General features: G+C 73.6%; 15 protein-coding genes and 1 pseudogene. 9 read left to right on the forward strand and 7 right to left on the reverse strand.

The features are described from left to right. Nucleotides 1-165: 165 nt before the first annotated feature. The 8 genes from eccE to KV205_RS13410 all read left to right on the forward strand — a co-directional run bounded on the left by eccE (nt 166) and on the right by KV205_RS13410 (nt 11,510). Nucleotides 166-1,491, forward strand: coding sequence for a type VII secretion protein EccE (gene eccE, locus KV205_RS13375; RefSeq protein ID WP_265864492.1), 1,326 nt, complete (start codon nt 166-168; stop codon nt 1,489-1,491). Between the two features lie 191 nt (nt 1,492-1,682). After that, nucleotides 1,683-2,507 (forward strand): hypothetical protein, encoded by an 825-nt coding sequence (locus KV205_RS13380; RefSeq protein WP_374214669.1) that lies wholly within the window; start codon nt 1,683-1,685, stop codon nt 2,505-2,507. A 226-nt stretch (nt 2,508-2,733) separates the two neighbouring features. Continuing rightward, nucleotides 2,734-5,478: an SCO5717 family growth-regulating ATPase gene (locus tag KV205_RS13385; protein ID WP_265864494.1), complete on the forward strand. Its 2,745-nt coding sequence runs from the start codon at nt 2,734-2,736 to the stop codon at nt 5,476-5,478. A gap of 206 nt (nt 5,479-5,684) precedes the next feature. After that, the gene (locus tag KV205_RS13390; RefSeq protein ID WP_374214670.1) at nt 5,685-7,550 is read left to right on the forward strand and encodes an ABC transporter substrate-binding protein; all 1,866 of its coding nucleotides are present in this window, start codon (nt 5,685-5,687) and stop codon (nt 7,548-7,550) included. 3 nt (nt 7,551-7,553) lie between these two features. Next, on the forward strand, nt 7,554-8,627 hold the full coding sequence (locus KV205_RS13395) for an ABC transporter permease (protein WP_265864497.1): 1,074 nt from the start codon (nt 7,554-7,556) through the stop codon (nt 8,625-8,627). Continuing rightward, nucleotides 8,624-9,526, forward strand: a complete 903-nt coding sequence (locus KV205_RS13400) for an ABC transporter permease (RefSeq protein ID WP_265864499.1) — start codon at nt 8,624-8,626, stop codon at nt 9,524-9,526. Before KV205_RS13395 ends, KV205_RS13400 begins: the two co-directional genes overlap by 4 nt. Beyond that, entirely contained in the window at nt 9,523-10,497 is a 975-nt protein-coding gene (locus KV205_RS13405; protein WP_265864500.1) for an ABC transporter ATP-binding protein, read from the forward strand. Before KV205_RS13400 ends, KV205_RS13405 begins: the two co-directional genes overlap by 4 nt. Then, nucleotides 10,494-11,510 carry an ABC transporter ATP-binding protein gene (locus KV205_RS13410; RefSeq protein ID WP_265864501.1) on the forward strand — a complete coding sequence of 339 codons (1,017 nt, stop codon included), beginning with the start codon at nt 10,494-10,496 and terminating at the stop codon, nt 11,508-11,510. Before KV205_RS13405 ends, KV205_RS13410 begins: the two co-directional genes overlap by 4 nt. Before the next feature lie 106 nt (nt 11,511-11,616). Here the strand turns inward: KV205_RS13410 and KV205_RS13415 are convergent, their stop codons facing one another. Together KV205_RS13415 and KV205_RS13420 are read right to left on the reverse strand one after the other, a co-directional pair. Beyond that, complete coding sequence (locus KV205_RS13415; protein ID WP_265864502.1) at nt 11,617-12,504, reverse strand: hypothetical protein; 888 nt, start codon at nt 12,502-12,504, stop codon at nt 11,617-11,619. A 190-nt stretch (nt 12,505-12,694) separates the two neighbouring features. Further along, nucleotides 12,695-13,828, reverse strand: coding sequence for a type III polyketide synthase (locus KV205_RS13420; protein WP_265864504.1), 1,134 nt, complete (start codon nt 13,826-13,828; stop codon nt 12,695-12,697). 189 nt (nt 13,829-14,017) lie between these two features. Between KV205_RS13420 and KV205_RS13425 the strand changes: the two genes are divergently transcribed. Further along, nucleotides 14,018-15,256 carry a cytochrome P450 gene (locus KV205_RS13425; RefSeq protein ID WP_265864505.1) on the forward strand — a complete coding sequence of 413 codons (1,239 nt, stop codon included), beginning with the start codon at nt 14,018-14,020 and terminating at the stop codon, nt 15,254-15,256. 27 nt (nt 15,257-15,283) lie between these two features. On the opposite strand, the gene KV205_RS13430 is transcribed toward KV205_RS13425, so the two are convergent. The 5 genes and pseudogenes from KV205_RS13430 to KV205_RS13445 form a co-directional block, all read right to left on the reverse strand. Further along, entirely contained in the window at nt 15,284-16,237 is a 954-nt protein-coding gene (locus KV205_RS13430) for a bifunctional riboflavin kinase/FAD synthetase (RefSeq protein ID WP_265864810.1), read from the reverse strand. Nucleotides 16,238-18,955: 2,718 nt separating this feature from the next. After that, a pseudogene (locus tag KV205_RS36535) lies at nt 18,956-19,351 on the reverse strand (trypsin-like peptidase domain-containing protein); the annotation flags it as partial. A 167-nt stretch (nt 19,352-19,518) separates the two neighbouring features. Beyond that, nucleotides 19,519-20,451 carry a tRNA pseudouridine(55) synthase TruB gene (gene truB / locus KV205_RS13435; RefSeq protein ID WP_265864507.1) on the reverse strand — a complete coding sequence of 311 codons (933 nt, stop codon included), beginning with the start codon at nt 20,449-20,451 and terminating at the stop codon, nt 19,519-19,521. Then, nucleotides 20,448-20,888, reverse strand: coding sequence for a 30S ribosome-binding factor RbfA (rbfA, locus tag KV205_RS13440; protein WP_265864508.1), 441 nt, complete (start codon nt 20,886-20,888; stop codon nt 20,448-20,450). Before rbfA ends, truB begins: the two co-directional genes overlap by 4 nt. 29 nt (nt 20,889-20,917) lie before the next feature. Next, nucleotides 20,918-21,211: a DUF503 domain-containing protein gene (locus KV205_RS13445; protein WP_265864509.1), complete on the reverse strand. Its 294-nt coding sequence runs from the start codon at nt 21,209-21,211 to the stop codon at nt 20,918-20,920. Between the last annotated feature and the right edge of the window lie 8 nt (nt 21,212-21,219).

A 21,219-nucleotide genomic window follows, 5' to 3' on the forward strand; every position in this document is an offset into this window, starting at 1 on the left:
CTTCGCTCGGGAGTCCGGGGAGCATGGCGCCCGGGCCCCGGCTGTCGGACCGGCCCCCTACTATGCCTGCTGTCCGCCGGTGCGTGTGGGGCGGGTAGGGTGATCCGGCCGCCAAAGGCCTGGCGGGCCAGGGTGATCGGGACGAATTGAGGGGGATTCTCCATCATGGCTTCCGCGACGCGGACACGGTCCGCTGCGGGCGGGTCCACTTCCGCGGCCCCCGTCTCCTCGGGTACGGGGCCCGGTTCGCCCGTTGTGCCCTCGGTGTCTCCGCGCCTCCAGGCGCGCCCCGGACACTTCGGGGCGTTCCGATTGCAACAGCTCGTACTGATCGAGGTGGCGGCCGCCGTCCTGGTCGTGGCCGCGGTCGTCGACAAGCTGATGCTGGTGCCCGCGGGCGTGGTGGCGGCGCTGCTCGTGCTGCTCGCGCTGCTGCGCCGGCACAAGCGCTCGCTGCCGGAGTGGCTGGGGACGTTCCTCGCCCTGCGCGCCCGCACCCGCCGCGCGGCGGCCTTCGCCGTGCCGGAGGGCACGGAGCCGGGGCTCGCCCCGGTGGTGGAGTGCGATCCGGCGCTGCGCACCTACGCGTACAGCGACCGCGACCGGCGTCCGATCGGGATGATCGGCGACGGGACCTTCCTCACCGCGGTCGTACGGGTCGAGTCGGAGTCCTCGGCGCTGCGCCCGGACCGGGGCGCGCACCCGCTGCCGGTGGCGCTGATCGGCGACGTGCTGTCGGTGGACGGCATCCGGCTGGAGTCGGCGCAGATCGTGCAGCACACCCAGCCCGCGCCCGCGCCGCACCTGCCCGCGCAGTCGATGGCGGCCCGCAACTACGGCCCGCTGCAGGCGCAGACGGGTTCGCCGGCGCTCCGGATCACCTGGGTCGCGCTGAAGCTGGACCCGGAGCTGTGCCCGGAGGCGGTCGAGGCGCGCGGCGGCGGCATGGCGGGCGCGCAGAAGTGCGTCGTACGAGCGGCCGACCAGCTCGCGAGCCGGCTGGCGGGCGCGGGCTTCAAGGCCACGGTCCTCACCGAGCAGGAGCTGACCTCCGCCATCGCCACCTCGACCTGCGCGAGCCCGATGGCGATAGCGCAGGCCGGCCGCGGGCAGGCGCAGGTCCGGCGCACCCAGGAGACCGCGCGCACCTGGCGGGTCGACGACCGTCGGCACACGACGTACTGGGTGGGGCGCTGGCCCCAGTTGGGCGGCGCGAGCGGGGCCGGGGCGTCGATGCCGCAGCTGGTGGCGCTGCTGACCTCGCTGCCGGCGCTGGCGACGACGTTCAGTTTGACGGTGAGCGGGGGTGACCGTCAGGAGGTGACGGTCACCGGACACGTACGGATCACCGGGCGCAGCGACGAGGAACTCCTCGCGGCCCGGCACGAACTGGAGCGCGTGGCGCGCGGCGTGAAGACGGGCCTGGTGCGGCTCGACCGCGAGCAGGTGCCGGGCATGCTGGCGACGCTGCCGCTGGGGGGTGCGCGCTGATGACGACTCCGGGGAACCCGGCGGGCCAGGGGCCGATGGGTCAGGGCGGGTACATGGGCCAGGCCGGGCACGTCGGTCAGATGAGCCCGGCGGGCCAGATGAACCCCGCCGGTCAGATGAGCCAGGTGGGCCAGGCCGGGCAGATGGCTCCCGTCGGCCAGGCCGGGCAGATGGCTCCGACGGGCCAGCCCATGGGCCCCGGGCCCGGCGGGCCGGTCGGGGGCGTGAGCGGGGGCGTGCCGGGCGCGGCCCCCTCGCGGCGGGCCCGGCCGAGCGGCGGCGGGCGGGCCGCCCGGCGTACGGGACGCGGCGGCAAGCCGCGGCTCGGCTTCGGGCTCATCGGGCCGCGGCGCGACCGCCATTCCGCGCCGCTCGACCAACTCGGCGCGCTGGCCCTGCCGGTGGGCGACGACGGCGTGGTGATCGGCGTGGACGCCGAGAGCCGGCCGGCGGTGCTCGGGATCAACCGGCCCAGTGCGTACGACGTCACGCTCATCGGCGGTCTGTGGACGGCGCAGGTGCTCGCGCTGCGGGCGGCGGCGACCGGCGCCCGGGTCGCGGTGGAGACGGGCCGCGCCCCCGCCTGGACGGCGCTGGCCCAGGCGGCCGGCGGCGGTCAGCCCTGCATCACCCTGCACGACGTGGGCCGGGTGCCGCCGCAGGGCGCGTCCGCGGGCAGCCCCGTGGTCGTCGTCCGCGACTGCGGCATGCGGCCGCCGCGCGGCCGGGTCGTCTCCGCGCCGTGGCAGTCGGTGGTGACCCTGCTCCCCTATCTGAGCCCGGTGGCGCCGCGGCTCCTGGAGAAGTCCTCGCTCGTCGGCGTGCAGCGGGTCTCGCCCGACGAGGCCGCGCAGATCGGCCGCATCATGGGGCTGCAGCGCGCGGAGTGGGAGGCGCTGTCGACGCTGGCCGACGGGGTGACCCTGTGGTGCACGCCGAACGACCGCCAGTTCGTGATGACGCAGGCCACGGACGCCGAGACCGGATTGTTGGGCGCCGCCCGCCGGATGGACTGACCGGGCGAAGCCCACATTTCACCACCCAACCTGTCCCTTTTTGTGCAGGTTTCATGGACCGGGGTTCTCACTCTCCGGTACTCGTGGGTCACTTGGGGGACCCGGCCCGTCCGCGCACCGGGGAGCGGCGGGCCGTCGGCCCTGCCCGGCGGGCAGGGTTGGCGTTTAGGGTGGGATGTGCCCGCCCACGACTGCACAAGGGTGCGCGACCACACCAGGAGGCAAAGTGAACCGCGATCGGGACGAGATCAACGGGGGTTGGAACGTGCCCGTCGACGATCAGTCCGACGCAGATCCCGCCGAGATGACGGGTGAGTTCACCATCGACTACACCCCGCCGGCCTGGTACACGCAGAACGCGTCGGGCGGTACGGGCGGCGGGGCGCCGACGCCTCCGCCGCCGACCGGTGCGCCGGTCGCGGTCCCCGGTGCCCCGGCGCCCGGAGTTCCCGCGCCCGGCGGCTACGAGTCGACCTGGACCCCGACGCCCCCGCAGGCCCCCGCGCCGGAGGCCCCGGCCCCGGCGCCTGCCGCCGAGGCTCCCGTGACGCCCGCCGCGCCGGAACCGGCCCCCGCTGCCCCGCCCGCCCCTGCCGCCGCCGCACCCTTCGGTGGTGGCGATGTGGAGAGCGGCGCGACGATGCGCTTCTCCCCCGCCGCGCTGAAGCGCGAGATGGCGGAGATCGCGGCCGCGCAGGAGGCGCCGGAGGCTGCGCAGGCCCCGGAGGCCGAGGGTGCCGAAGCCCCCGCCGAGGAGCCCGAGGCCACTCCCGAGCCGGAGGCCGCCGCCCCGGCGGAAAGCCCGGAGAGCGCCGAGGAGGCTCCGGAGGCTCCGGAGGCTGCGGAGACCCCGGCCGCCGCCGAGCCGCAGGCCGAGACCACGCCGGAGCCGACGCCAGAGCCCGCCCCGGAACCGGCGGCCCCTGCCCCCGTCCCCACTCCTCAGGACGCCGCTCCCGGCGCGCTGCCGCCCGTGGCTCCGGATGTGCCGGTGCCGGGGAGCGGACTGCCGCCGCTGCCGCCGTCGTTCCAGCCTGCGACGCCGGCGCCCGCACCGCAGTGGCCCGCGCAGGCCGCTCCGGCCGCCCCGGCCGAGCAGCAGGTGCCGCAGGCCCCGGCCGCTCCGCTGCCGCCGGCGACGGACGCCTGGCCCGCCCCCGTACCGCCGCAGGGTGGTTACGGCTTTCCGCACCCCGGCCAGCCCCAGCCCCAGACGCCGCAGCCCCCGGCCCCGCAGGCCCCCCAGGGCTACGGCTTCCCGCAGCCGCCCGTACCTCCGCAGCCGCAGGCCCCCCAGCAGCCCCAGGCCCCGCAGCCGCCTCAGGGTTACGGCTTCCCGCACCCGGCTCAGGCCCCGTTCGGCCAGCCGCAGCCGCCCGTCCCCCCGCAGCCCCAGGCACCCCAGCAGCCCCAGGCGCCCCAGCCCCCGCAGGGTTACGGCTTCCCGCCGCCCGCGCCCGGCACCCCCACGCCCGGCGCCCCCGCGCCCGACTCCCCCGCCATCGACCCCCGTACCGGGGCCGCGTGGCCGTCGGCCGTGACGCACGACCAGCGGGAGCGGTCGGTGCCGGGCGCGCCGCTCGGGTACAACGCGGCCGTCGAGCTGTCCTCCGACCGGCTGCTGCGCAACAACAAGCAGAAGCCCAAGTCGAGCCGGAACCCCGGCGCCGCCAACCGCTTCAAGCTGGGCGGAAAGAAGGAGGAGGCGGAGCGGCAGCGGAAGCTGGAGCTGATCCGGACGCCGGTCCTCTCCTGCTACCGGATCGCGGTCATCTCGCTCAAGGGCGGTGTCGGCAAGACCACGACGACGACCGCGCTCGGCGCGACGCTCGCCACCGAACGGCAGGACAAGATCCTGGCGATCGACGCCAACCCGGACGCCGGCACGCTCGGCCGCCGGGTGCGGCGCGAGACCGGGGCGACCATCCGCGACCTGGTGCAGGCGATCCCGTACCTCAACTCGTACATGGACATCCGCCGGTTCACCTCGCAGGCGCCGTCCGGTCTGGAGATCCTCGCCAACGACGTGGACCCGGCCGTCTCGACGACCTTCAACGACGAGGACTACCGGCGCGCGATCGACGTCCTGGGCAAGCAGTACCCGATCATCCTGACCGACTCGGGCACCGGTCTGCTCTACAGCGCGATGCGCGGGGTGCTCGACCTCGCCGACCAGCTGATCATCATCTCCACACCGTCGGTGGACGGTGCCTCCAGCGCCTCCACGACGCTGGACTGGCTGTCGGCGCACGGGTACGCGGAGCTGGTGCAGCGCTCGATCACGGTCATCTCCGGGGTCCGTGAGACCGGCAAGATGATCAAGGTCGAGGACATCGTGCAGCACTTCCAGACCCGTTGCCGCGGGGTGGTCGTGGTGCCATTCGACGAGCACCTGGCGGCCGGTGCCGAGGTCGACCTCGACATGATGCGGCCGAAGACCCGCGAGGCGTACTTCCACCTCTCGGCGATGGTGGCCGAGGACTTCGTACGGGCGCAGCAGGCGCAGGGCCTGTGGACGGCGGAGGCCCAGGGCGCGATGCCGCCGCACATGGCCCCGCCGGTGCCGGGCCAGCCCCAGCCGTACCCGGGTCAGCCCGGCCATCCGGGACAGCCCTACCCGCCGCAGCAGCCGGGCCAGCCCGCCCCCGGCCAGCCGTACGCGTACCCGCCCCAGCAGCCCCCCGTACCGGGTCAGCCGGGTCAGCAGCCCGGTCAGCCGTATGGCGGACCCCCCGCCCCCGGACAGATGTACGGGGCGCAGCCCGGTCAGCCGCCGATGCCGCAGGGCTGGCAGCAGCCGGGGCAGCCGCTCCCGCCGCACGCCGATCCGCAGGCGCAGGTTCCCGGCCAGGCGCCCGGGCAGTTCCCGGGGCAGCTGCCCGGACAGGTTCCGGGGCAGGTCCCGCCGCCGAACTGGCCGCAGCAGGCCCCGCAGCAGCCTCCGCAGGCGCCGCCAGCCCCTCAGCAGTAGGGCGTCACAGGAGTAGACCAATGAGGCCCCGTACCGGTGTTCCGGTACGGGGCCTTTCGGCATTCCCGCAGACCACACGGTGTTTGAGACATCGTTGACGACGGCAGACCACCGCTGATACACCTTCGCTTCATCCATCGTCAGCCCAAGATCCACGGCACTTCCCCCGACGCACGCATCCCGACGCGAGGTCACGCCCCATGGTCATGGTCACGAAGGTTCCACCCCGTCAGGCAGCCGCCCGCAGACCCCTCCGGCCGCTCCGGTCGCTCCGCCCGGTCCGTCTCCTGCTCGCCACCGGCGTCACCGCCGCCTCGCTCATGGCCGTGCCGGGCACCGCCCAGGCGGAGGACGAGAAGACCGGCGGCACCACACTCACCGTCGCCGTCTCGCAGAGCGTCGACTCGCTCTCGCCGTTCCTCGCACAGAAACTGGTGTCGACCAGCATCCACCGCCTCGCGTACGAGTACCTGACGAACTACGACGCGAAGGACGCGCACACGATCCCGGGCCTGGCGACCGAGTGGAAGTCCTCGCCGGACAAGCTCACCTGGACGTACACGATCCGCAAGGACTCGATGTGGTCCGACGGGCAGCAGGCCACCGCCGAGGACGCGGCGTGGACCTTCAACAAGATGATGACCGACCCGAACGCGGCCACCGCCAACGGCAGTTTCACGGCCAACTTCAAGAAGGTCTCCGCGCCCGATCCGCAGACCCTGGTCATCGAGCTGAAGCAGCCGCAGGCGACGATGACGGCGCTGGACGTGCCGATCGTGCCCAAGCACGTGTGGGAGAAGGTCTCCGACTTCTCCAAGTTCAACAACGACCAGCAGTTCCCGATCGTCGGCAACGGCCCGTTCGTCATCACCGACTTCAAGGTCGACCAGTACATCAAGCTCAAGCCGAACAAGAAGTTCTGGCGCGGGGCGCCGAAGTTCGACGAGCTGGTCTTCAAGTACTACAAGGACGGTGACGCGGCCGTCGCCGCGCTCCAGAAGGGCGAGGTGTCCTTCGTCCCGAACCTGACGCCCGCTCAGGCCGCCGCGCTCAAGACCCAGAAGAACATCAAGGTCAACGACGCTCCGGGCCGCCGCTTCTACGCGCTGGCCACCAACCCGGGCGCCCGCGCGAAGGACGGCAAGACCTTCGGCAACGGCAACAAGGCGCTGCTCGACCCCGAGGTGCGCAAGGCGCTGTTCCTCGCCGTGGACCGCACGACCCTGGTCGACAAGGTCTTCCAGAACCACGCCGTGGAGGGCGAGGGCTACCTCCCGCCGCGCTTCGGCTCGTACTTCTGGAAGCCGGCCGACACCCAGAAGCGGGCCTACGACCCGGCCAAGGCCGAACAGGTCCTGGACGCGGCCGGGTACAAGAAGAACGCCGAGGGCAAGCGGCTCGGCAAGGACGGCAAGCCGCTCGACTTCCGCATCCTGTGCCACGCCACCGACCCCAACGACAAGGCCTCCGCGAAGTATCTGCAGGAGTGGTGGGGCAAGCTCGGCATCGGGCTCAAGGTCGACTGTCTGGACAGCGTCTCCGACCCGTGGGTGAAGGGCGACTACGACCTCGCCTTCGACGGCTGGTCGGTCAACCCGGACCCGGACTACGTCCTCTCCATCCACACCTGCGGCACGCTGCCCGCGACGCCGAAGGACACCGGGGCCACCGACAACTTCATCTGCGACCCGCAGTTCGACGCGCTGTACGCGCAGCAGGCCGCCGAGTACGACGCCGCCAAGCGCTCCGACCTGGTCAAGCAGATGCAGTCGCGGCTGTACGACACCGGGTACATGAACGTCATCGCGTACCCGAACGCCCTGGAGGCGTACCGCACCGACCAGATCGGCTCCATCACCACCATGCCCGAGGCCGCCGGCAACCTGTGGGGCCAGGACGGCTACTGGAGCTGGTGGTCGGCGGCCCCGGCCGCGCGGACCGCCTCCGCCGACTCCTCGGACGGCTCGGACACCGGCGTGACCATCGGGATCGGCGCGGCCGCCGTGGTCGTCGTGGGCCTCGGGGTCTTCCTCGGCATGCGCCGCCGCTCCACCGCCGACGACCGCGAGTAGCCCGTGACCAGCGCAAGCACACCCGCCCCCTCCGTGGTCCCGGCCGATCCGGCCCGGACCACGGAGGGCGGTGCACCCCGCACCCGTACCGCCGCCGCCCTCCCCTACCTCCGCCACGCGGCGGCCAAGGCCGCCGGCGCGGCCGTGTCCCTGCTCGCCGTCCTCGTCACCAGTTTCTTCCTGTTCCGGATCATCCCGGGCGACCCGGTGAAGACGATGACCCACGGCATGCCGACCACCGCCGAGCAACTGGCCACTCTGCGCCACCAGTTCGGACTCGACCTGCCGCTCTGGCAGCAGTTCACCGACTACTGCGCCAAGGCGCTCACCGGCGACCTCGGCACCTCCTTCCAGTTCCGGGCCCCGGTCGGCGAGCTGATCGCGCAGAAGCTCCCGGCGACGCTGCTGCTCACCGGCACGGCCGTGGTGCTCTACTCGGCGCTCGGCCTGTGGCTGGGCACCCGCTCCGCGTGGCGGCACGGCAGCCTCGGCGACAGGCTGAACACGGGGGTGGCGCTCACCCTCTGGTCGGTCCCGTCCTTCTGGCTCGGACTCCTGCTCATCATCGTGTTCTCGGTCGGCATGGGGCCGATCCCGGGCCTGTTCCCGACCGGCGGCATGGAGTCCGGCACCGGCGAGACCGGCTTCGCGTACGCCCTCGACGTCGCCCACCACATGGTCCTGCCCGTACTGACCCTGGTGGCCGTGGGCTACGCCCAGACCCTCCTGGTGATGCGCTCCTCGCTCCTGGACGAGATGGGCAGCGACTATCTGACCACCGCGCGGGCGAAGGGCCTGCGCGACGACGCGGTACGCCGCCACCACGCCGTCCCGAACGCGCTCCTGCCCACCGTGACCATGGTGTTCATCAACCTCGGCCATGTGGCCGCCGGTTCGATCCTGGTGGAGACGGTGTTCTCCTGGCCGGGCCTGGGCGGCCTGTTCTACCAGGCGCTCAGCGTGCCCGATCTCCCCCTGGTCCAGGGCCTGTTCGTGGTCTTCGCCGGCGCGATGATCGTGATGAACCTGATCGCCGACCTGCTCTATCCGCTGCTCGACCCCCGGGTGGCCCGATGACCTCACACACCACCGCCGCCTCCCTCGCCCGGCAGCGCCGGCGCAGCTCGCTCGCCCGCTTCTGGAGGCAGTACCGCACCCACCGGGCCGGCCTCTGGGGCCTGACCGGCCTCGCCCTGATCGGCCTGATCGCCCTCACGGCCCCGCTCCTCGTCGGCGCGGACGTCCAGTCCGTCACGAACGCCCCCGGCACCGCCCTGGAGTCACCGAGCGCCGAATTCCCGCTCGGCACCGACCAGTTCGGCCGCTCACTGCTCGGCCTTCTCATCTGGGGCGCCCGGATCTCCCTGCTCGTCGGTCTGCTCGCCGCCACGCTCTCGGTCGCCATCGGCACCCTGGTGGGCATCGTCGCGGGCCACTACGGCGGCTGGTTCTCCACTGTCGTCATGCGGATCACCGACTGGTTCCTGGTGATGCCGGCCCTGGTCCTCGCGATCGTCCTGGCGACCGTGATGTCCCGGTCGATGTGGACGGTGATCCTGGCGATCGGCGTGACCAGCTGGCCGACCACGGCCCGCCTGGTGCGGGCGCAGACCATCGCGGTCGAGTCCCGCCCGTACATCGAGCGCGCGACGGCCCTGGGCGGCGGACACGGGCACATCATGACCCGGCACGTCCTGCCGAACGTCATGCCCCTCGTCCTCGCGCAGACCACCCTCGGCATCTCGACGGCCATCCTCACCGAGGCGACCCTCGCCTTCCTGGGGCTCGGCGACCCGACCGTCGTGTCCTGGGGCGGCATGCTCCAGGACGCACGCGAGGCGGGCGCGGTGTCGTCCGGCCACTGGTGGTACCTGGCGCCGCCCGGCATCGCCATCGCGCTGGTCGCCCTCGCCTTCACCCTCTGCGGCCGGGCGATCGAGTCCGTCCTCAACCCGAAGCTGGGAGCGGCCCGTTGAGCACGAACCATCTCCTGGAGGTCCGCAACCTCAGCGTGACGTACGGAACGGGCTCGGCCGCCGTCCCGGCGGTCCGGGGCGTCGACCTCACCCTCCCCGCCGGCCAGAAGCTGGGCGTCGCCGGCGAGTCCGGCTGCGGCAAGTCGACGATGGCGCTCGCCCTCCTGCGCCTCCTGCCCGCCTCGGCCCGCACCAGCGGCGAGATCCTGCTGGACGGCGAGGACGTGCTCGCCATGAAGTGGGGGCGGCTGCGGGCGGTGCGCTGGGCGGGCGCGTCGATCGTCTTCCAGGGCGCGATGCACTCGCTGAACGCGGTGCGCCGGATCGGCGACCAGATCGCGGAACCGCTGCTCGTACACGGCCGAGCCACCCCCACCACAGCCCGCAGACGCGTCAGCGCACTCCTGGAGCAGGTAGGTCTCCCGGCCGCCCGCGCGTCCGCGTATCCGCACGAACTCTCCGGCGGACAACGCCAACGCGTGATGATCGCGATGGCCCTGGCCTGCGACCCACGCCTGATCGTGGCGGACGAGCCGACAACCGCCCTCGACGTGATGATCCAGGCGCAGATCCTGCGCCTGATCGAGCAGCTGGTCGCCGAGCAGGACATCGGGCTGCTGATGATCAGCCACGACCTGGCCGTGCTCGCCGACACCTGCGACCGGCTCGCCGTGATGTACGCGGGCCGCGTCGTCGAGGAAGGCCCGGCGAAGGCGGTGTACGAGGCGGCCGCCCACCCCTACGGGCAGGCGCTGTCCTCGGCGTTCCCCCGGATCGGCGACCCGTCCTCCCGGCGCGCCCCGCGCGGCCTGCCGGGCGACCCGCCGGACCCGGCGGACCTGCCGGGCGGCTGCGCGTTCCGCCCGCGCTGCCCGGTGGCCATAGAGCGGTGCGCGGCGGAGGACCAGGAACTGCGGGACGCGGGCGCGGGGCGCCGGGCGGCCTGCGTACACGTGGGAGGCACGGCATGAGCACCACGGAGGAACCCCTCCTCTCGGCCCGGGGCCTGCGCGTCGCCTTCCCGGGCCGCCGGGGCGCGCCGGCCGCCCGGGCGGTGGACGGGGTGGACCTGGACATCCGTCCGGGCGAGATCGTGGCCCTGGTCGGCGAGTCCGGCTGCGGCAAGACCACCCTGGCCCGCTCACTCCTCGGCCTGGTCCGCCCGACCGGGGGCGAGGTCCGCTTCACGGGCGCCCCGCTCACGTACACGGCCAAGGCGCTCAAGGCGTACCGCAAGCGCGCCCAGCTGGTCCTCCAGGACCCGAGCGGTTCGCTGAACCCGCGGCACACGGTGTACGACGCGGTAGCCGAGGGCCTACGCATCCACGGGTACGCAGGCGACGAACGCACAGCAGTCGCCGAAGCCCTCTCCCGCGCCGGACTCCGCCCCCCTGAGCGCTTCTTCCTCCGCTATCCCCACGAGCTGTCCGGCGGCCAGCGCCAACGCGTCGTCATCGCCGGCGCACTTGTCCTGGAGCCCGAACTGATCGTCGCGGACGAGCCGGTGGCCTCGCTCGACGCCTCCGTACGGGGCGAGATCCTGGCGCTGCTGCTGCGGCTGCGCGACGAACTGGGCCTGTCGGCCCTCGTGGTGACCCACGACCTGGGCCTCGCGTGGAACATCGCGGACCGGGTGGCGGTCATGTACCTGGGCCGCATCGTGGAGACGGGCCCGGTCGAAACCGTCCTGACCTCCCCCCACCACCCCTACACCCAAGCCCTCCTCTCCGTCCTCCCAGAATCATCAGACGCACCGATCATCCTCAGCGGGGAACCCCCAGACCCCACCCACATCCCCCCGGGTTGCCGCTTCCACGCCCGCTGCCAGGTCCTCGCCTCGGGCGCGGCGGCGGAGGTGGCCGACCGGTGCCGTACGAGGGACCTGCCGGTCCTGGACGGCGGCGGGGCAGCGGCGGCGGCCTGCCACTGGTCGGGCGCACGGACGGAAGCGAGGGACGGGCGGGGGGCCGTGTTCGGGACGTAAAGCGTGATTTGTGGCGCGGAACAAGGCCGTTCACCCCTTCAAGGGTCGGCTCCGCGCCGTAAATCATGCAGTCCAGAACACGGCCCCCCGCCCGGCACACGCCCCCCTACGGCTTCGCCGCAGGCTTCTCGGCCGGCTTCGCCGGAGCCGCCGGCTTCCCCGCCGGCTTGCCCGCGTCCTTCGGCAGGATCTCGCACGACGAGATCGAGGTCCGCGTGGACACCGACTTCACCGTGCAGGTGTCCTTGCCGACGCCCGCGTCGACGGTCCCCCAGTGCTCGCCGACGATCAGCAGCGCGCCGTCGTGCCCGCTGATGGTGTCGTCGCCGGGCCCGGCCTGGATGAGCCCGCCGGACTCGGGCCCGAGCGCGGCGGCCTCGATCTTGTCGTTCTCGCTGCCGCCCAGGACCCGCCCGGAGAAGTCGATGATCCCGGTCCGGATGGTGTCCTTGCCGTCGTTTCCGGTGACGATGCCGCCGCCCCGGTTGAACTGTCCGGGCGCGCCGAACACCGACCCGGTGGTGATCTTGTCGTCGCCGTCGTCGCCGTGGACGATCGCCCCGTGCTCGGCGCCGTCGCCGTGCACGGTGGCGACCTTGATGACGTCGTTGCCGCGGTTGCCCCGGACCATGCTGAACGTGGTCTGCGGCACCAGGTGCTTGGTGCGGATGACGTCGTCGCCCTCGCCGCCGAGCACGGCCGAGTCGATGACGAGGCCGCGCACCTCGATCTTGTCGTTGCCCGCGCCGCCGGAGACGGTGACGCCGTCCAGGTCGCTGTCGCAGAAGATGTTGTCGTCGCCGTTGGTACCGCTGACGGTGTCGCCGGGGGGCGCGGCGACGCCGTTCACCCAGCACTGGTGCATGGGCACCCGCGCCGAGGCCTGTGCGGCGTGAGCGGCGGGCGCGCCGGTGAGGGCGGCGGCGGCGAGCAGGACGGCGAACGCGGCGGGGCCGCGCGCCGCTCTGCCCAAGGAGGGCGGCGTGACGGACATGCGGATCTCCTCTGTGGTGCTGGTGCGAGTACTGGTGCTGGAGGTGAAGCTGGCACTGGAGGTGAAGCTGGCGCTGGAAGTGGAACTGGCACTGGAAGTGGAACCGGCACTGGAAGTGAAACCGGCGCTGGAAGTGAAACCGGAGGGAAAGGCGCGACGGGCGGCAGCCCAGAGAGCAACCGCCCCACCGTCAGGCGACGGTCCGCGCCGGCGCCGCGTGCCGCGGCGAGTACCCCACGATCCGGCGCGCGTCGAGGCGCGGCTCGGGGGCGCTCTCGCCGTTGGTCCAGCGCCCGAGGCACATCTCGGCGGTGATGCCGGGGCCGAAGCCGGCGAGGATGCCGCGGGCGCCCTCGGCGAGTCCGCCCTCGTCGAAGAGCCGGCGCACCGCGTCGAGGACGACGGCGCTGGCGATGTTGCCGTACTGGGTCAGCGTGGCCCGGCTGAACCGGAAGTCCTCCGGGGGGACTTCGAGGTAGCGGCTGAGGTCGTCGAGGATCCGCGGACCGCCCGCGTGGATGATGTAGAAGTCGAGGTCACCGGCGTCCCAGCCGTGCTCGCCCGCGAGTTCGCGCAGGGCGGGGGCGAGCGGCTCCATGGTGCCGGGGACGCGCTTGTCGAGCAGGAAGTGGAAGCCGGTGGCGCGCACGCTGTAGGCGATCCAGTCCTCGGTGCCGGGCACCAGGTAGGAGTTGTTGCGCTCCAGGCGGATTCCGGTGCCGCCGCGGCCGCGGACCACGGCGGAGGCGACGGCGTCGCCGAACAGGCCGTTGGAGAGCAGCGTGCCGACGGCGAGGTCGGTGGGCTGGTAGCAGAGCGAGCAGAACTCGCAGGCCACGATGAGGACGTTGGCGTCCGGGTAGGCCGTGCAGAAGTCGTGCGCGCGGTTGACCGCGGCGCCGCCGCCCGCGCAGCCGAGCTGGGCGATGGGCACCTGCCGGGTGTGGCTGGGGAAGCCCATCGTGTTGATCAGCCAGGCGGTCAGCGAGGGCATCATGAAGCCCGTGCACGACACGTAGACGATCATGTCGATGTCGGCGGGGGTCAGCTCCGCGTTGGCCAGCGCCTCCTTGACGACCCCGGGGACGCGGGCCTTCGCCTCGGCCTCGTACAGCGCGTTGCGCTCCTCGAATCCGGGGTGTTTGAGGGTTTCCTCGATCGGCTGCACGATGTGCCGGCGCGTCACCCCGGTGTTCCCGATCAGCCGCAGGGCGAGGGGCAGTTGGGGGTGGTCGGCATGGCGTGCGCGGGCGAGGTCGAGGGTCTCCTCCATCGTGATCACGTACTCGGGTACGGCCACCGCGGGTTTGCACAGAGTCACCACGACACGCGCTCCTTCGTCTCGTTCGCCGTGAACTGGGCCCACACTCGCCCGGCGGTCGCGAGCCCGCAACCGCGAGCGCGACCACCCGGTCACGTACGGTCACCGCACCGGGAGAGGTACGTGCTCCGTACGGGGGGCTGTCGGCGTCCGGCGTGTCGTGATCACGGGCGGCCGGGAACACCGTCCCCCATGACCTCCGAACCCTCGGCCATGACCTCCGAACCGCCGGCCGCGCCGCGGCCGGTCCGCACCTGGGCGGTGGAGGACCTCCCCGCCCTCGACTTCGACCCGCTGCTGCTGGAACTGCTCCACGAGGAGCCCGTGTCCCGGATCCGGCTGCCGTTCTCCGCGGAGAACGAGGCGTGGCTGGTCACCCGGTACGACGACGTCCGTCTGGTGACGTCGGACCCGCGGTTCAGCCGGACGGCCCTCCTGGACCACCAGGTCACCAAGATGACCGGCCACATGGTGGCGTCGAAGGCCGCCCTGAACTACGCCGATCCGCCGTATCACACGCAGTTGCGCAAGGCGGTGACGAAAGCTTTCACCGGCCAGTCCACCAAACGGCTGCGGCCCCTCGCCCAGGCGACCGCCGACCGGCTCCTCGACGCCATGGAGGCGGCCGGCCGCCCCGCCGACCTGATGAGGCACCTGCACGGTCCGCTGCCGATGTCGGTGGTGTGCGATCTGCTCGGCATCCCCGAGGAGGACCGTGCCGAGCTGGCCTCCTGGCCGGACCTGATCCTGTCCTCGGGCCCCGGCCCGGAGGGCAGCAAGGCCGCCAAGGCGCAGATCCACGCGTACATCACCCGGCTGCTCGCCCAGCGCGCGGCCGAGCCGTCCGACGACCTGGCCGGGGTGCTCGCGGAGTCCCTGGCCGAGGGCCATGTCGACGCCGACGAGGCCGTGTCGCTCGCGATGGCGATCCTCATCAGCGGCGCGCACGCGGTCCGCAACAACAGCGCCAACATGGTCTATCTGCTGCTCACCCGGCCGGACCTGGCGAAGCGGCTGCGCGCCGAGCCGGAGCTGCTCCCGCAGGCGGTGGACGAACTCCTGCGCTGGATCCCGCACCGCAACGGCGTGGGCCTGCCCCGGATCGCCCTGGCGGACGTCGAGGTCGGCGGGCAGCTCATCCGGGCCGGTGAGGCGGTGTACGCCTCGTATCTGGCCGCGAACCGGGATCCGGCGGTGTTCGCGGACCCGCACACCGTGGACTTCGACCGGACCGGCACGGGGCACGTGTCGTTCGGGCACGGGCCGCACCACTGCATGGGCGCGATGCTCACCCGGATGGAGTCCGAGGTGATCGTGTCGACGCTCCTCGCCCGCTATCCGGAGCTGCGGCTGGCGGGCCGGCCCGAGGACGTGCCGTTCCAGTCCAAGGGCCTGATCCGCGGCCCGCGGGAGCTGTACGTCACCTGGTGACGTCCGTCCCCCAGGGCGTCCGGGAGCTCACCGACCGTCGTAGGCGGCGGTGAGCTCCCGGCACTTCTTCACGTCGTCGGCCATGGCCACGAGCAGGTCGTCGAGGGTGTCGAACTTGAGCATCCCGCGTACGTAGGCGAGGAAGTCGACCGTCACGTGCAGCCCGTACAGGTCGAGGCCCTCGCGGTCGATCGCGTAAGCCTCCACGGTCCGCTCGGTGCCGTCGAACTGCGGGTTGGTGCCCACCGAGATCGCGGCGGGCATCCGCTCGCCGGCGGCGGTCAGCCAGCCCGCGTAGACGCCGTCGGCGGGGATCGCGGTGTGCGGCAGGGTCTCGACGTTGGCGGTCGGGAAGCCCAGCTCGCGGCCCCGCTGGGCGCCGCGCACGACGATGCCCTCGACGCGGTGCGGCCGGCCCAGGATCTCGGCGGCGCCGGCCATGTCGCCCTCGGCGACGAGCCGCCGGGTGAGCGTGGAGGAGAACGGCTCGCCGCCGCCGGCCGCGCCGCTCACCCGCAGGTCGATGACCTCGACCTCGTAGTCGTAGGTGGCGCCGAGCTCGGCGAGGAACTCCACGTTCCCGGCGGCGCGGTGGCCGAAGCGGAAGTTCGGGCCCTCGATGACGCGGCACGCGTGCAACTTGTCGACCAGGACCTTCACGATGAAGTCGGCCGGGGACAGCTGCGAGAACTCCGCGGTGAACGGCAGGACGAGGACCGCGTCCACGCCGAGCTCGGCCATCAGCTCGGCGCGCCGGTGGTGCGGGGCGAGCAGCGGGGGGTGGCTGCCGGGGCGGACGACCTCGGAGGGGTGCGGGTCGAAGGTGACCACGACCGAGGGGACGCCCAGCTCGCGGGCGCGCTCCACGGCCCGCCCGATGATCAGCTGGTGTCCGCGGTGCACTCCGTCGTAGGAGCCGATGGTGACGACGCTGCGCCCCCAGTCCTGGGGGATGTCCTCCAAGCCACGCCAGCGCTGCACTGTGACCGCTCCTCGTCCGCCTGTACCCATGTCCGCGTGTACGCCTGTTGGCGCAGGTCTAAGACTGCCATGAGCATGCGGCTGCGACGGCATCGGCATGGTGTGCGCCTTGTCTCGCGGCGCGTGGAAAGGCTCCCCGGAGGCACCTTCCAAGGGCGTGTCCGGTCGTACGGCACGGAGTTCGGCGCGGAGTTCGGCACGGAGTTCCGCGCGCAGGAAGCGGGAGGCGCCGGTGCCGGGCGCGGCGAGGACGGGGGCGAGGGCGGCCCGCTGGGCGGGCAGCGCGAGCAGCCCGAGGACCAGCGGGTGCAGCACGCACCGCACCTCGGGGCCCCGCTCCAGGCGCCGGTCGACGAAGGTGGCGACCAGCGGCGCGCCCCCGGGGTGGGCGTGGGCGTACTCGGCGACGAGGGCGGCGGCGCGGCGGGCGAGCCGGGGGGTGTCGACGGCGGCGAGCGCGCGGAGCACGGGCGCGGCTCCGGCCCCGCCCGGGTCGAGGAGCCGGGCGCGCAGGACGTCGAGGACGGGTTCGGGGTGGCTGGGCAGGGCGGCGGCGAGGGCGTCGGCGGGGACGCCGGGGTCGGCGAGCGCGCGCGGCAGGAACCGTTCGCGGGTCTCGGGGTCGCGCAGCAGCAGGCCGAGCGCGGCGCCGTGCAGGGCCCGGTCGCCGGGCCGGGCGAGCAGCGCGAGGGCCGCGTAGCGCAGGGTGCCGCGGTCGGCGGGGTCCGTGGCGTGCCGGGCGACGAGCTGTCCGTACGCCGCTGCCGCCGCCCGCCGTTCGGGGCGCCCGTCGTCGTGCGCCCAGCGGTCCACGGCCCGGCACAGCGCGGCCGGTTCGTCCTCGGCGAGTGCGGCGAGCAGGCCTTCGGCGAGCGGGTGGGCGGTGGCGACGAGCGCCTCGCACAGGTCGTCGACGGCGAGCCCGCGCCGGGTGTGCAGAAGGGCCTGGGCGGCGGTGCCGACGGTGGCGCCGGGCGCCCCGGACAGCGCCCGCCCGTCGCCGAACCAGCGGCAGAGCAGGGGTTGCACCCCGCGCGGGTCGGCGGTGAGCCGGGACGCGGCGAGGTCGAGGAAGCGGCCCTCGGGCGCGGGGTCGGCGGCGACGAGCCGGCGCAGCAGGTCGAGCCGCTCGTCCTCGGCGACCGGCAGGTCCCGCCAGTAGTCGGCGCCGAAGCCGGGCAGCACCCCGCGCTCGCCGATCCGGTCGGCGAGGGTCCGGAGCACCGGGAGGTACGGGCGGAGGTCGGCCGGGGCCGCGAGCGCCCCGCGCAGCAGCCGGGCGGCCCACCAGCGCCCCTCGGCGGCCCGGTCGTCAGCCTCTTCCGCCTCGGCAGACGCCGGTGGCTCCGCGAGGGCGTCCACCAGGGCGGTGAGCCGGGGGATCAGGCCCTCGGCCCCGTGGTCGCGGTCGAGGTGGTGCAGGGACTGGAGCACGGGGCCGATCCGGTGTCGCGGCACGGGCAGCGCCGCCGGGTGGTGGATCAGGGCGTCGAGGGCCCGGTCGATGTCGAGGTGGGTGCCCTGGAGCCAGTCGGCGAGCTCCTCGTGGGCGAAGCGGTAGCCGGCGCCGGCCGGGACGAGCAGGGCCTCGGTGAGGACGGCGGAGGCCCAGCCGGTTCTCCAGGGGAACAGCTCCTCGAAGGACTCCCGGTCGAGTTCGCCCTGGCCGGGGCCGAGGCAGCGCCGGGCGGCCTCGTGGACCCGGCCGCTGACCTTGGCGGCCAGCCGGCGCACGGCGGTGCCGCGCAGTACCGGCCGTCCCGCGGCGGCGATCCGGACCGCGATCTTGAGGCACATCAGGTCCAGGTGGGCGGCGAAGATCTCGTCCCGGCCGGGTCGGCCGGGGAGGTCTCCGCGGGCGGCGGCCCGGACCTCGCCGAGCAGCCGCAGCGCGAGCGGGTGGCGGGCGTCGGCCTCGGCGACGGCGTCCTCGGGCACGTCGTGCCGGCGGCGGGCGGCGACGGCCTCGGCCTCGGTGAGGTCGCCGAGGAGGACGACGGCGGGCGGTGCGGTGTAGTGGGTGCGGGCCTGTTCCCAGTGCTCGGGGCGGCAGGCGAGGGCGAGCCGGGCGCCGTGGGCGGTCAGCCACTCCTCGGTGGCGGCGGTCCAGGGCCCGAGCCGGTGGGCGAGCACCGGCGGCATCTCCTCGGGCCCGTCGAGCAGCACGAGCAGCGGCCGGCCGGCGTCCCGGGCGAGCGCGGCGGCCTGTTCGGGGGTGACGCCCTCCGGTTCGCCGGGGGTGCCGGAGGCGGCGGCGACCCGGCCGGCCCGGCGCAGCGCGCGGCCGACGGCGGCGGCGAGCGAGGGGTCGTCGGCGTGCAGGTCGGCGCCGCGCAGACAGACGGTCGGCGCGGGTTCGGGGCCGCGGGCGCGGGCGGCGGCGAGGCCCGCGAGGGCGGTGCTGCGGCCGGTGCCGGGCGCGCCGACGACGGCGAGCACGGCGGTGCCGGCCTCGTCGCTGACCCGGGGCTCGGGCAGGTCCTCGGGGGTGCCGGTGGTGGTGCCGGTGAGCTCCAGGACGGCGCCGAGGTTGAGGTGGCGGCCGTAGCAGGGGACGGTCGTGGCGTTGCGGCGCAGCAGCGCGGCGAGCGGGCCGGTGGCGGGCACGGGCAGGGCGTGTCCGGCGGCGCGCCGGTCACCGTGGGCGGCGGTGCCGAGGACGGCGAGGACGGCGCCGGTGGCGGGGTCGAGGACGGGTCCGCCGGCGGCCGGGCCGCCGTCGAGGAGGGCCTCGGCGCCCTCGGTGCCGATGGCGAGTTCGAGGGCGGGGCCGGTGCCGCCGCCGAGCACCCGGGCCTCGCGCCAGCCGTACGCGCTGATCCGGACGTACCGGCCGGGCTCCAGGTCCGGGCGGGTGGCCAGCGGCAGGGGGCGGGCGGCGATGCCGGGGCAGCGGACCAGGGCGAGTCCCTGCTCGGGCAGCGGGGTGACGTCGGCGTCGGTGACCGGCCGGGGCGGTCCGGTGGGGGCGCGAAGCACCATGCTGCGGTGGCCGGCGACGACCTCGTGGCCGGTGAGCAGGGTGCCGCGGTGGTCGGCGAGGAATCCGGTGCCGAGGGACCGCCCGGCCGGATCCTCGATCCGCACCAGTGTCCCCAGGTCCCCGCTCCCCATGGGTCGACCGTAGGTCGGCGGTGATCCCCGGGTGAAGGGCGTCGGACGAACGCGCCCCCTCGCACTCCCGGGTTCGCTTCGAGCGCTTCCCCGATGGGGTGAAAAACGGCGATGGGGCGGACACCAGCGTGTCCGCCCCACCTCAGTGGCACAAAGGGCCGAGGGCCTCAGCCGAAGACGGCCAGGCTCTTCGCCTTGCCCCGCTGGTCCTCGACCAGGGCGAGCAGCTTCCCGTCCGGCCCGAAGACCGCGACCGGCCCCTTCGGGTACTCCGGCATCTCCAGGCGTACGCCGTTGAGCAGCAGCCGGGCCCGCTTCTCGTCGACGTCCCAGCGCGGGAACGCCGCCGCGGCCGCCTCGGCGACCGGCATGACCGTCAGCTCCTCCTGGAGCTGGTCCAGGGTCCTGGCGCTGTCCAGCTTGTACGGGCCGACCCGGGTGCGGCGCAGCGCGGTCAGATGGCCGCCCACGCCGAGCCCGGCGCCCAGGTCCCGGGCGAGCGCCCGGATGTACGTACCGGAGGAGCACACCACCGAGACCACCAGGTCCACGACCGGGGTCCCGTCCTCGGCGGTCGCCTCGCGCACGTCGTACACCTGGAACGAGGAGACGGTGACCGGCCGGGCCGGGATCTCGAACTCCTCGCCGCCGCGCACGCGCGCGTACGAGCGCTTGCCGTCGATCTTGATCGCGGAGACCTTCGACGGCACCTGCATGATGGCGCCGGTGAGCTCGGCCACGCCGGCGTCGATCTGCTCGCGGGTGACCTTCGACGCGTCGACCGACGCCGTGATCTCGCCCTCGGCGTCGTCCGTGATGGTGGTCTGGCCCAGGCGGATGGTGCCCAGGTACTCCTTCTCGGTCAGCGCGAGGTGACCGAGAAGCTTGGTCGCCCGCTCCACGCCGAGGACGAGGACGCCCGTGGCCATGGGGTCGAGCGTGCCGGCGTGGCCCACGCGGCGGGTCTTGGCGATCCCGCGCATCTTGGCCACGACGTCATGCGAAGTGAAGCCCGACGGCTTGTCGACGACGACAAGCCCTCCCCCAGCCTCCGGCCGGGAGGTGCCCCCATCAGGCGTGTTCTTTCCTGCAGTGCTCATTCGGCGGCTTCGTCCTCGCCCTGCTTCTTGTAGGGGTCGGCGTCACCGGCGAAGGTGGCGCCGGAGGACGCCTGCCGCACCTTGGCGTCGGAGGCGCGCGCCTGGTCGAGGAGGTCCTCGATGTTCTTGGCGGTCTCCGGGAGGGCGTCCGCCACGAAGGTGAGCGTCGGGGTGAACTTGGTGCCCGCGGCCTTGCCCACGGCCGAGCGCAGGATGCCCTTGGCGCTCTCCAGGCCGGCGGCGGCGCTCACGCGCTCCTCCTCGTCGCCGTAGACCGTGTAGAAGACCGTGGCCTCCCGCAGGTCACCGGTGACGCGGGTGTCCGTGATGGTCACGTGCGTACCCAGGCGCGGGTCCTTGATGCCGCGCTGCAGCTTCTCGGCGACCACCTCCCGGATGAGGTCCGCCAGCTTCTTCGCCCGCGCGTTGTCGGCCACTGGTCCGTCTCCTTCTTTGCCTTGCTCATTCAGTCTTCATCAGTGTGGAGCCTTCGGCGCACCGAAAGGAGCTCCACCTCGGGCCGGGCCGCGACCAGCCGCTCGCAGCGGTCGAGCACGTCCGACACGAACCCCGCGTCCCCGGACACCAGCGCGACCCCGATGAGGGCCCTGCGATGGAGGTCCTGGTCGCCGGTCTCGGCCGCGCTCACGGAGAACTTGCGCTGGAGCTCGGCGACGATGGGCCGGACGACGGAGCGTTTCTCCTTCAACGAATGAACGTCGCCGAGGAGCAGATCGAAGGACAGAGTCCCCACGTACATGCGGTGCC

Source organism: Streptomyces sp. SKN60 (assembly GCF_026236535.1).
Taxonomy (GTDB): Bacteria; Actinomycetota; Actinomycetes; order Streptomycetales; family Streptomycetaceae; genus Streptomyces.

What these genes read in the sequence shown, in the direction of transcription:
- KV205_RS13390 (WP_374214670.1), top strand. Translation starts at nt 5,685, where the DNA reads ATGGTCACGAAGGTTCCACCCCGTCAGGCAGCCGCCCGCAGACCCCTC.
- KV205_RS13425 (WP_265864505.1), top strand. Translation starts at nt 14,018, where the DNA reads ATGACCTCCGAACCCTCGGCCATGACCTCCGAACCGCCGGCCGCGCCG.
- eccE (WP_265864492.1), top strand. Translation starts at nt 166, where the DNA reads ATGGCTTCCGCGACGCGGACACGGTCCGCTGCGGGCGGGTCCACTTCC.
- KV205_RS13445 (WP_265864509.1), bottom strand. Translation starts at nt 21,211, where the DNA reads ATGTACGTGGGGACTCTGTCCTTCGATCTGCTCCTCGGCGACGTTCAT.
- KV205_RS13380 (WP_374214669.1), top strand. Translation starts at nt 1,683, where the DNA reads ATGGGCCCCGGGCCCGGCGGGCCGGTCGGGGGCGTGAGCGGGGGCGTG.
- truB (WP_265864507.1), bottom strand. Translation starts at nt 20,451, where the DNA reads ATGAGCACTGCAGGAAAGAACACGCCTGATGGGGGCACCTCCCGGCCG.
- KV205_RS13400 (WP_265864499.1), top strand. Translation starts at nt 8,624, where the DNA reads ATGACCTCACACACCACCGCCGCCTCCCTCGCCCGGCAGCGCCGGCGC.
- KV205_RS13415 (WP_265864502.1), bottom strand. Translation starts at nt 12,504, where the DNA reads ATGTCCGTCACGCCGCCCTCCTTGGGCAGAGCGGCGCGCGGCCCCGCC.
- KV205_RS13410 (WP_265864501.1), top strand. Translation starts at nt 10,494, where the DNA reads ATGAGCACCACGGAGGAACCCCTCCTCTCGGCCCGGGGCCTGCGCGTC.